The sequence below is a fragment of the Paludisphaera sp. genome (genome assembly GCF_037189885.1).
Lineage (GTDB): Bacteria > Planctomycetota > Planctomycetia > Isosphaerales > Isosphaeraceae > Paludisphaera.
On record NZ_JBBCIR010000024.1, the window covers coordinates 22,742 to 33,764 of the forward strand.

9 protein-coding genes are annotated in these 11,023 nt (G+C 72.0%); 1 reads left to right on the forward strand and 8 read right to left on the reverse strand.

The annotated features are described in order from the left end of the window. Positions 1-86 precede the first annotated feature (86 nt). The 8 genes from WG209_RS09680 to WG209_RS09715 all read right to left on the reverse strand — a co-directional run bounded on the left by WG209_RS09680 (position 87) and on the right by WG209_RS09715 (position 9,999). A complete protein-coding gene (locus tag WG209_RS09680; protein WP_337174826.1) occupies positions 87-1,367 on the reverse strand; it encodes a DUF790 family protein in 1,281 nt (426 codons plus the stop codon). A 268-nt stretch (positions 1,368-1,635) separates the two neighbouring features. Then, a complete protein-coding gene (locus WG209_RS09685; protein ID WP_337174827.1) occupies positions 1,636-3,054 on the reverse strand; it encodes a DEAD/DEAH box helicase family protein in 1,419 nt (472 codons plus the stop codon). A gap of 117 nt (positions 3,055-3,171) precedes the next feature. Continuing rightward, entirely contained in the window at positions 3,172-5,547 is a 2,376-nt protein-coding gene (locus tag WG209_RS09690) for an O-antigen ligase family protein (protein ID WP_337174828.1), read from the reverse strand. Further along, positions 5,453-6,667, reverse strand: coding sequence for an MraY family glycosyltransferase (locus WG209_RS09695; RefSeq protein ID WP_337174829.1), 1,215 nt, complete (start codon positions 6,665-6,667; stop codon positions 5,453-5,455). Before WG209_RS09695 ends, WG209_RS09690 begins: the two co-directional genes overlap by 95 nt. 380 nt (positions 6,668-7,047) lie before the next feature. Then, entirely contained in the window at positions 7,048-7,329 is a 282-nt protein-coding gene (locus WG209_RS09700) for a hypothetical protein (protein WP_337174830.1), read from the reverse strand. Then, complete coding sequence (locus WG209_RS09705) at positions 7,326-9,104, reverse strand: proline--tRNA ligase (RefSeq protein ID WP_337174831.1); 1,779 nt, start codon at positions 9,102-9,104, stop codon at positions 7,326-7,328. The genes WG209_RS09700 and WG209_RS09705 overlap by 4 nt, the downstream gene beginning before the upstream one ends. Positions 9,105-9,223: 119 nt before the next feature. Beyond that, positions 9,224-9,592: a helix-turn-helix domain-containing protein gene (locus WG209_RS09710; RefSeq protein ID WP_337174832.1), complete on the reverse strand. Its 369-nt coding sequence runs from the start codon at positions 9,590-9,592 to the stop codon at positions 9,224-9,226. Then, the gene (locus WG209_RS09715; RefSeq protein ID WP_337174833.1) at positions 9,589-9,999 is read right to left on the reverse strand and encodes a hypothetical protein; all 411 of its coding nucleotides are present in this window, start codon (positions 9,997-9,999) and stop codon (positions 9,589-9,591) included. Before WG209_RS09715 ends, WG209_RS09710 begins: the two co-directional genes overlap by 4 nt. Positions 10,000-10,224: 225 nt before the next feature. Between WG209_RS09715 and WG209_RS09720 the strand changes: the two genes are divergently transcribed. Next, positions 10,225-10,860: a tetratricopeptide repeat protein gene (locus WG209_RS09720; protein WP_337174834.1), complete on the forward strand. Its 636-nt coding sequence runs from the start codon at positions 10,225-10,227 to the stop codon at positions 10,858-10,860. The last annotated feature ends 163 nt before the right edge of the window (positions 10,861-11,023 follow it).

An 11,023-nucleotide genomic window follows, 5' to 3' on the forward strand; every position in this document is an offset into this window, starting at 1 on the left:
CCTTCAACCACGAGGGGAGAAGGGATGTCCGTCGTCGGCCCGAGCAGGTTCACATGCTTCATCCCAATAAGCGGAGTGTCGGTTCGTCAGCTCGCCGCGTCGGGGAGGAAGCGGTTCAGGAGCGCGGCCAGTTCCGGGGCGCTGGGGATCTCCTTGAACCATAGGATCGGGCCGGGGAGCTTCTCCAGGGCGGCCTCGTCGACCTTGAGCTTCTCGGAGACGACCATCACGAAGCGGGGGGGGCCGAAGCGCGGGAGCTGGTCGAGGAGGCGGTCGAGCGTGGACCGCTTCCAGAAGCCGACGACCTCGACGAAGGCGTCGACGCCCGTCTCCTTGTGGAGGGCGCGATAGTCCGGAACCCAGACCCCCTCGCGGCCCAGCTCGACGATCTCGGTCGTCTCGGACAGCTCCCAGGCCGGGGCGACCTGACGGAATCGCTCGGCGAAGGCGGGGATCTCGGGGGGGACGTAGGTCCCCGTGTCGGCCGTGTGGGGGACGAGGCCGGTCGACGAGTCGACGTGGAAGCTCCGCGGGTCGCGCCTCGGCCCCCAGCGCAATTCGGCGTCCAGGCGGAAGTCCTGGCAGCGCAGGAGCGACGGCAGGAACATCGCCATCTGGAGGCCATATCGGGTGGTCGCGCTGAACAGGCTCAGCGGGCCGTCGATGTGGAAGGTGTAGCCCTCGCGCATCGACCCGCTCACGCGGTAGAGGAGGCGGTGGAACTTCATCTGGCGGAACAGCTGGCGATATCGCGCCGGGGTCTCGTTGCGGACCTCGACCGCGACGCGCGCCGACCGCAGCAGCACGGCCTGCGCGAGCGCGACGTTGTACCGATCCAGCAGACGTTGCGCCGTCATGTCCTGGAACGAGAGCATGCGGTTCTCGTCGCGGAGGTCGGCGAACATGCCGTCGATCAGCGTCTGGGGCTCGACCTTCAGCTCGGCGGCGACGGCCTCCAGCACGGCGTCGCGGCGGAACGCGGGGCGCTGGGGGCGGCCGCCGGCGGGGATGGAGTCCCCCTCGTGGAGCTGGGGGTGGGCCTGGGCGAGTTCGCGGCGGTGGGCGGCGGCGGCGGTGAAGACCTTCTCGCGGATGACGTCGGGGGGGACGTCGGCGACGACCTCGAACTCGGCGCCGTCCTCCAGCACCTTGGCGAGCCCGCGATGGACGAGCGTCGCCTTGCCGCCGCCGCCGAACAGCTCGTCGATCTCCCCCTCGATCTCCCCTCGCGTCATGCCGACGCCCTCGCGGAAGATCGCCAGCAGGCTCTCCGCCGCCTCCAGCCACTGCGCGCCCTCGCGCGGGAGGTACATCGGGAGCACCCGCTCCTTGCTGATCTTCACGCGGAGTAGGTCGCCAGTCAGCATGCGCGGGGCCTCTTCACTGCTGATTCATCTCCGAGGAATCCAAGGTCCGGATGACGGTCTTCCCCCCTGGTGGGGGAAGACAGACCGCGAAGCGGTCAGATGAGGGGGGGCCCGCCCGCGGGGCTTCGGGATTCGAAACTCCGGCCCAGGGCGACGGCGCTCGGAAGGACCCTCCGAATTCCGGCGGTCGTGCCGCTCGTCCCCCCCTCATCCGGCCCTTCGGGCCACCTTCCCCCACCAGGGGGGAAGGACTTTACGTCTCGTCCGCTTACGGATCGCCGTCATACGCGCTGTGCTGCCTCCGGCGGTTGGACGTGTATTCCTCGACGGTCCCCTTGGTGACGACCTCGTAGAGGGTGGCGCGCTTGTCGCCCGACTTGCGGAGGATGCGGCCCAGGCGCTGGACGTGCTCGCGGACGGAGCCGGATCCGCTCAGGATCACGGCGACGTTCGCCTCGGGGACGTTCACCCCCTCGTTGAGCACCTTGGAGGTCGCCACGATCGGGTACTCGCCCGAGTTGAACTTCAGGAGGATGTCGCGGCGTTCCTTCGTCTTGGTCTGGTGGGTGATGACCGGGACGAGGAAGCGGCGGGCGATGGTGTAGACGGTGGCGTTGTCGTGCGTGAATATCAGCACGCGGTCGTGGTTGTGGCGGTCGAGCAGCCGCTCCAGGAGCTTGAGCTTCGCCGGCGCGGCGAGGGCCAGCTCGCGCTGGGCGCGGTAGGCGTGGAAGGCCTCGCGGCCCTCGGGCGAGCGGAAGGCCAGGAACAGGAACCGGGCCCAGCCGTCGGGCCGGCGCATGTCGATGCCGGAGCCGCTCAGGAACGCCCGGTAGCACTCGCGGGAACTCTCGTAGCGCTCGCGCTCCTCGTCGCTCAGCTCGACGTAGAGCTGGATGGCCTCGTACTCGGCGAGGAACCGGCCCCGGAGCTGGGTGATCTCGCGGCGGTAGACGATCGGACCGATGAGCTGATCCAGGTGGGTATGCGCGTTGTCGGCGCGCTCGGGGGTGGCGGTCAGGCCCAGGCGGAACGGCGCGATGGAGCAGATGGCCGAGAGCCCGTACGTCGCGCCCGGGAGGTGGTGGCACTCGTCGAAGACGATCAGGCCGAAGCGGTCGCCGAGTCGCTCCATGTTGATGTAGGCCGAGTCGTACGTCGTGACGGTGATCGGCTGGACGTCGTTGTAGCCGCCGCCGAGCAGGCCGATATCGACGCCGAAGCTCATGGACAGCTCGTCGTACCACTGGTTCATCAGGTCGATGGTCGGCGTGACGATCAGCGTGGGGCGGCCGGCCCGCTCGATGGCCAGGTTCGCCAGGTGGGTCTTGCCCGTGCCGGTCGGCAGGACGACCACCCCGCGCCCGCCGGCCTTCCACCAGGCGTCCAGCCCCTCGACCTGGTGCGGGAACGCCTCCTTGGCGACCTGGATCCGCCAGGGGGTCTGCGTCGGGCCGTACCCGCGCGCGGCGTCGTCGTAGGCGATCTTCCGCCCGCGGAGGTATTCCACCAGCGGCCGGTACCAGATCGCCTGCGCGCGATAGCTCCCGGTCCTCGGGTCGAACTGGACGCCCGGCAGCGGGGCCTCCTGGCCTTCCGCCAGGCCCTCGACGACCACCGTGCCCCGGTCGAAGACCAGCCGCAACGGCCCGCCGCCCTCCACCGTGATCGCCTCGCCCGAAGCCATGTGACCGCCCGCCCCCTTCAGTTCGTCCCGAGCGCGCGAACGGTCTTCCCCCCGCGCGGCGGCCGGTTCATTTGTATTCTACCCCACCCCGCCGGGGACGACGAGGTCGCGGGGGCGTCACGGCGGCGACACTTCCGGCCCGGCCTGTTCCTCCCAGCGGGGGAGGGTTTCCCGGAGGCGGGCGCGGACGGCGTCGGGGAGCTTCTTGTCGGCGTGGGGGGTCAGGGCGTCCAGGCGAAGGGCCTCGCGGGCCTCGTCGGCGGCGTCCCGGAACATGGAGACCTCGGCGCTGGCCTCGGCGAGCCGCGCGCGGAGCACGGCGTTGGTCGGGTAGAGCCGCGAGGCCGTCCGCGACGCCTCCACCACCCCCGCCCGCAGCGGGATGATCTCGCGCGGAGAGAGCGAGCCCCCCACCCGACGGAGCAGGTCGCGGATCACCGCCGCGCGCTCGTTGTGCAGGCTCCAGACGGCCGGGTTCCGCGGCGGGGACGCCGCCTTCAGCAACAGCACGGGGATGGTCTTCCAGCGCAGGTCGTCGGGCTTCGCCCCGCGCGACTCCCAGATGAGCGATTGCAGATACGCGTGCCCCAGCCACGGCCGCGCGTTGTACGGGTCGGCGGCCTCGGCCGCCTGGTACGCCGCCTCGGCCCGGTCGAGCCGCTGCGACATGAGGGCGGCCTCGGCCCGCTCGATGGCCGCCTCGGACCGCCAGAACGGGAGCGTCGCGCCCAGATACGAGCCGACCAGCGCCGACCATCCGATCGCCAGCGCGACGGCAGGCATCCGGCCCGCGGCCTCCCTCGGCCGGCCGCTCGGCCTCCCTTCGCGGAGGTTCAGCCCCAGCGCGAGCGCCCCCCAGAGCATCATGGCGACCGCCGGGAAGCCCAGCCCCCCCGACGCCAGCAGCGCGACCGTCACCGACGCCCCCGCCGCCCCCAGGCCGAACGCCGGGACCGTCGCCCGTCGCCAGAGCGGCAGGAGCAGCGCCGCGAACAGCACCCAGGAGGCCGCGAGCACCAGCCAGCGGATCAGCAGGTCTTCCATGAACAGGTTCATCCGGCCCAGGACCAGCACCATCGCCAGCCCCAGCCCGGAGGCGACCACCGGCCACGTCGGCATGTCGCGGGCGTCGTCCTCGATGGCGAGGTCGTCGTCGTCCCGCGTCAGGAGCAGGCCCAACCCGGCCGCGAGGGCCGTCGCCAGCGCGAGGAACGCCCAGAAGCCGGCCGTCGCCCAGGCTTCCATCAGGAGGTTGTGCGGGTCCTGGATCTCCTCGCTGGCCTGGGGGAGCTTGTATCGGACGTAGTTGTGGCCGAAGTTCCCCGGGCCGACGCCGTTCCAGAAGGTGTCGGCCCGGAGCGCCTTGCCGAGCGTCGGGGCTTCCTCGGTGATCATCGCCCAAGTCGCCGTCCAGTACTCGATCCGGTAGCGCATCGAGAGGTTCGACTGCGTGAGCACCTGGGGGTCGAGCCGCCCCGCCTTCAGGCCGAGGACCACCAGCACCGCGACCACCAGCGCCGCCCCGACGCCCGCGCCGATCAGCACGCGCCGCGGCACGAGCCGTCGCGCGCGCCAGGCGAGCAGCCCGGCGGCGACCACCAGCCCGATCCAGGCGCTGCGGCCCTTGGTCATCACCAGGCACGTCAGCAGGACCAGCCCCGGGACGGCCGCCGCCAGCAGCGCGGGCCATCGCGAGGCCCCCGGCGTGGGGGGGCGGGAAAGGGCGCGGAGGCCCATCGCCATCAGCAGGACGAGCGGACCGACGAGGTACGCCGCCAGCGAGTTCGCCAGGCCGAACGTCGCGAACGGCTCGTTCGACTGGAGGACGCGATCCTCCAGCGCCGCTCGGCGTGGATCATCGGCCTGCCCCTGGCCGCCGGCCGCCCCCATCTGCTGACGCATCACCTCGGGGTTGCGGCGGTACGCCTCCTGGAGCTGGGGGATCTCCACGACCCCTTGATAGATGCCGTATGCCCCCACCGCCGAGGCCGTGATCACCATCCCCAGCGCCAGCGCGGCCGACTCCCCCCGGCCGCGCGGCAGCCATCGCAACAGGATGTACGCCACGCCCATCGCGGCCCATTCCCAGGCCAGGTTCACGCCGATCCGCCAGTCGGCCCCCTGGCGCGCGCTCACGCCGACCAGGAACATCGTGGCCACCACGGCGACATCGACCCAGGAGAACCGGAACGACAGCCGGCCGGCCAGCAGGGGCGGGATCAGGGCGATCGCGGCGACGACGAAGACGGCCAGGTCCCACCCCAGGCCGGCGGCGGCGCCCTCGCGGTAGGCCGGCTCGCTGGGCCAGTACCCGCGCGCGGCGATCAGCGCGGCGAGCAGCCCCAGCGCCAGGCGGCGGAGGTTCTCGGCCCATCGCTCCGCGTCGGATCGGGCGTCGTCAAAGGTCGGGGTCGGGTCCGGCGTCGTCGCCCCCCGGCGGTCGTCCGGCCCCCGAGGGGAGGGGCGCGGAGGGTTCGTGCCTCGCCTGGCCAAGAGTCCGCTCCGTTCTCGATGCCGATCCCGATCCCGCGCCCGACACTTCCAGGATCGCGACGATCCCCAGCAGGCAGCCGGCCTGCGCCAGCACGACGGCCGCCCCCCAGGCGTCGAGCCGGTGGAGCAGCAGCGCCCCCAGGCCGCACGCCAGGGTGACGAGATCAATGGTCCAGACCGCCCGGGGCGGCGTCAAGCCGCGCTCGACCAGCCGATGCGAGAAATGCCGGCGGTCCGGCCGGAACGGGCTGCGGCCCTCGCTCAGCCGGATCAGGATCACCGACGTCATGTCGTACAGCGGCACCGCCATCACCAGCAGCGGCGTCAGCACCGCGAACGGCGAGGCCAGCCCCTCCTGGAAGAAGTTGCCGGCCACCGTCATCGACCCCAGCAGGAACCCCAGGAAGTTGCTGCCGGCGTCGCCCATGTACAGCCGCGCGGGGGCGTGGTTGTGGACGAGGAAGCCCGCCAGCGCCCCCGCGACGATCGCCAGCATCGCCGGCGCGAACAGCCCCCCCACCGCGGCCTGCGCCGCGCCGAACAGCACGGCCGCGATCAGGCCGACGCTGGCCGACAGGCCGTCCATGTTGTCCAGCATGTTGAAGGCGTTGGTCATCGCCGCGATCCAGAGCGTCGTCACCGCCCCGCCGATCAGCGGGTGCGTGAACGGCCCGAACAGCGTCACGCGCGCGCCGCAAGCCGCCACCAGCGCCGCGCACCCGAGCTGCGCCGCCAGCCGGGGCTTCCACCCCAGGCCGACGCGGTCGTCGACGAACCCCATCGCCATCATGACCGTCGCCAGGCCGACGATGACGCCCAGCTCGCCGGCCTTCGACTCCAGCCCCACGGCGTGCCGCGCGACCCCTTCCGGCAGCCACGCGCCGTCCAGGACGACGACCGCCCCGGAGACGCCCAGCACCAGCACGACCGCCAGCCAGATCGCCACGCCGCCCCCCAGCGGGACCGGCGCCGCGTGCCCCTTGTGCCCGCCGGGACGGTCCAGCAGCCCCCAGCGCGGCGCCATCGCCCGCGCGCCGGCGCAGGCGCCGGCGCAGGCCACGAACGCCGCCCCCGCCAGGGCCGGGCCGATCGTCAGGAGCAGGCGGACGTTCTCGGGCATCGTCGCTCCGATGGGTTCCAGGGACTCATGACGCGAGGGAGGGGCATGCCTCTCCCGCGATGCATTGGCATGGCCACGCCTTTTCGACTTGGGGTTTGGGCGGCATGGGGCCAGCGTCCCCTCTCCCCCGGGAGAGGGTGGCCCGAAGGGCCGGGTGAGGGTCGTCGGACCTTAGAGATAGCGACGGTTCACGATCCGCGCCACCGGCGGCCCCTCCGCGCTCCGACGACCCCCGCCCGCCGCTGGCGCGGCTACCCTCTCCCGGGGGGAGAGGGGACGAATGAGACGCCCGGGTCGTCCATGAGCCGGCCCATTTCCTCCAGACTCCTGGTCGAAAGGACGAGGCCATGCCTAGGCACTCGTGAGCGAAGGGACATCCCTCATGTCGTCTCCGAGGGCTCCGACCGGGCGTCGCTCGCCCGGGGCTTCAGGAGCCACATCCGCACGGTCAGGCAGGCGATGAAGGTGGCCGCGAAGGCGACGAGCAGCGCGGCCGCGCCGGCCCATTCGACGGTCCGGTCCGGCGGCCATCCCCGGCGTTCGCCGCCGGAGAGGAGCCAGGCCAGGGCGAAGGGGCCGGCGAACGTGATCGCCGTCATCGCGCCCAGGAGCGCGTAGGCCGCCTTCAGGGGCGACCCCGATGTCGGCTTCGGCCCGCTCATGACGACTTCGCCGCCTCGCGCCTGGCGCGATTGGCCTGGCAGTGGCCGGCGAGCTTCTCCTCGGCCGCCTTCAGCTCGGCGATGATCGACTCGGCGGCGTTCTCGGCCGGGACGGTGATCGGCTCGGCCTCGGCGCGCCACTTGATCTCGACCTTCCCCTCCTTCAGCCCGCGCTCGCCGACGACGACCCGCAGCGGGAAGCCGATCAGGTCGGCGTCCTTGAACTTGAAGCCGGGGCGCTGGTCGCGGTCGTCAAGGATCACGTCGTAGCCGGCGGCCTCCAGGCCGGCGGCGACGGCCTCGGCCGTCTCCAGCACGGGGCCGGGCTTCACCGTCAGCGGGACCACGACCACCTGGTACGGCGCCAGGTTCAGCGGCCAGATGATGCCGTTCTCGTCGTGCCCCGCCTCGACGGCCGCCGCGACGATCCGGTTCACGCCGATGCCGTAGCATCCCATGATGTGCGGGATCTCGGCGCCCTTGTCGTCCAGGAAGCTCGCCCCCATCGCCTTGGAGTACTTCGTCCCCAGCTTGAAGACGTGGCCGATCTCCAGGCCGGCCTTCACGACCATCGCAGTGCCGCAGCGCGGGCAGGGGTCGCCCTCGTCGGCGTTGCGGAGGTCGGCGACGCGGTCGAGCTTGAAGTCGCGGCCGGGGACCACGCCCGTCAAGTGGACGTCGACCTCGTTGCCGCCGACGACGACCGCGGGCATCGCCGCGACCGCCTTGTCGACGACCAGCGGGATCTTGATGTCGACGGGGCCGAGGAAGCCGACCGGGACGCCGGTGGCCTTCTGGACGGCGTCGGGGTCGGCCGGCTCGAGGGCCGCGGCGCCGAACGCGCGGCGGATCTTGGCCTCGTTCGCCTCGTGGTCCCCGCGCAGCAGCGCGGCGACGGGCTTGCCGTCGGCCATGTAGACCAGCAGCTTGCCGGAGGTCGCCTCGGGGACCTGGAGGTACGCGCAGACGTCCTTGATGGTCTTCTGGTTGGGCGTCAGCTCGGCCTTGAACGGCGGGGCGTCGGCGGCCGGCGCGGCGGGCGCGGCGTCCTTCGTCTCGCCGACCTCGGCCTTCTCCTGGTTGGCGGCGTAGCCGCAGGTGACGCACTGGATCACGTTGTCCTCGCCGGTCTGGCAGGGGACCATGAACTCGTGCGAGGCGTCGCCGCCGATCGGGCCCGACTCGGCCTCGACGACGACGTAGGGGAGGCCGCAGCGGTCGAAGATCCGGCAGTACGCCTCGAACATGGCGTCGTAGCTCGCGTTGAGCTGGTCGACGTCGGCGTCGAAGCTGTAGGCGTCCTTCATCAGGAACTCGCGGGTCCGGAGGATGCCGAACCGCGGCCGGGGCTCGTCGCGGAACTTGGTCTGGATCTGGTACAGCGTGATCGGGAGCTGCTTGTACGAGTTGACGAGGTCGCGGACCAGGTCCGTGACGACCTCCTCGTGGGTCGGCCCCAGGGCCATGTGGTGCCCGCCGCTGATGCGGAGCTTCATCAGCAGGTCGCCGAAGGTCTCGAACCGGCCGGACTCGCGCCACAGCTCGACGGGCTGGAGGGCGGGCATGAGCAGCTCGAGCGCGCCGGCGGCGTCCATCTCCTGGCGGATGACGGCCTCGGCCTTCTTCAGGACGCGGAGCCCCAGCGGCAGGTAGGTGTACGCACCCGCCCCGAGCTGGCGGATCATGCCGGCCCGCAGCAGCAGGACGTGGCTGGGCGCGACGGCGTCGGCCGGGGTTTCCTTGAGCGTCGGGATCAGGGCGCTGGACCACCGCACGGGGCGTTCCTCCGGGACATCGAGACGGACGGCGAGGACGGAAATCGTCCCGAGCAGTCTACCAGATGGATCGGCCCGGAGGAGAGGCGGATCCGGCGGCCGTCGCGCCGGCCTCGCGATCACTTCGCGGCGGCTTCGATCCGGCGAGCCCAGAGTTCGGGGAACTCCTGGACGTCGTCCAGATAACGAGCGGCGATCGTCGGGACGGGGCGCGTCCCCTGCTCCCAGTGCCGGACCGCCTGGACGCTCACGCCGAGGAACCGCGCCAGCAGGACCTGGCTCGCGCCGAGCTTGGCCCGGACGGCCTTCACGTCGTCGGGCCCGTACTCCCGCGGCGTCAGGTCGAGCTTGACCGCGCGGACCGTGAGCCGCTTCTCCAGCGGCTCGCCGGACTGGAGGGCCTCGACGACCGACTCCAGGCCCGCGATCAGCCGATCGCCCAGGGACGGCGTCGCCGACTCGCCGCCACCCTTCCCGGTCTTCCTCATGGCTTTCGCCCCCCGGCGAGTTGCGCCTTGATGACCGCCGCCAGCTTCGCGATCGCGTTCCGCTCGGACTTGGTCAGATTCTCGCGCTCGTTCTTCGACAACGTCACCACGAGGATGATCACGTCATGCTCGGCGATCGGGAGGTAGAAGACCCGGAAGGATCCGCTCTTGCCGCGGCCGGAGCCGGGCGCGGCGAACCGGACCTTCCGGACCCCGTTCGTCCCCGGCACCACCGCCCCCGCCGCCGGCCGCGCGGCGAGCACGGCTTGCAAGACATGCAGGTCGGCGTCGGTGAGGCCGAGGCCCGTCCACTCGGAGATGAACCCGGGGACCTCGACGAACCGGGGAAGCTCGTCGACCGGCGGGTCGTGCGAGGCCAGTTCCTTCCGGTGCTCGTCGCTATACACCGCCCCCCCTTCGTCCCGTGCTCAAAAACTACCCCACCGGAGCACAATCGTCAACGGGCCCCGAGGGAGGTCCATCGTATACCGGGGCACGCTGGCGAGCTTCCAGCGGCGGCGGCCATCCGCCCGCATCTCGCCGTTTCGTGAAATCGCGGCGCCTCGCCGGAGGATCATCCCCCTTGCAGCACGCGCGTCGGGCGCGTCGAGGGGGACACCGGGAGACTTGCCATGAAAACGGATCGCTGGATGCAAACCCGCTGGAATCGCCTCCGCGCGTCGCATCGGGCCGACCTGCCGGCGCTGACGGTCGCGAGGGCCGTGGAGTTGACCGACCGCGACCCCGAGTGCGGGCCGGCGTGGCGGCTGATGGGCTCGGCCCTGGTCGCGATGGGGCGGTATACCGAGGCGTCGGCGGCGATCCACCGGGCCATGGCGCTCTGCCCGGCGCGCCTGCTCTGGATCCCGATGTCGGAGATGGGCCACCTGTACCGGGCCAGCGGGAGCCACGACGCGGCGGCCTGCTGGTACCGCCGGGCCATCGAGGCCGCGCCCGAGCAGGCCGGCGCGCGGATCTACCTGGGGGGCGTGCTCGCCCTGGGCGGGAAGCTCCAGGAGGCCGAGGGGGTCCTCCGCGCCGCCACCCGTTGCGCCGAGGGCTGCCGCGACGAGGCGTACCTGAACCTCGGCCTGGTCCTGCGCTCGCTGGACCGGCTCGACGAGGCGGCCGAGTGCCTGGCGACGGCCCTGGAGCTGGACCCCGGCTACAAGGCCGCCAAGCACGCCCTGCGCGACGTCCGCCAGGCCCTCCGCGGCCGCCGCGTCCCGATCAAGCGCGTCGCGCCCCGGTCCGAGGCCGCCGCGTAACCCGTCGCGGCCGGGCCGGCGGCGGGCGTGATCCGTCGGATCTCCCCCTTCTCCCCTCGTGGCGCCCCGTCGAAAACAACGCCGAGGGGCCGTTTATCCCCCTTCTCCCCTCGTGGGAGAAGGGATGAGAGTCGGTGCCCGTGCCGTCACGTTTTCGACGGAG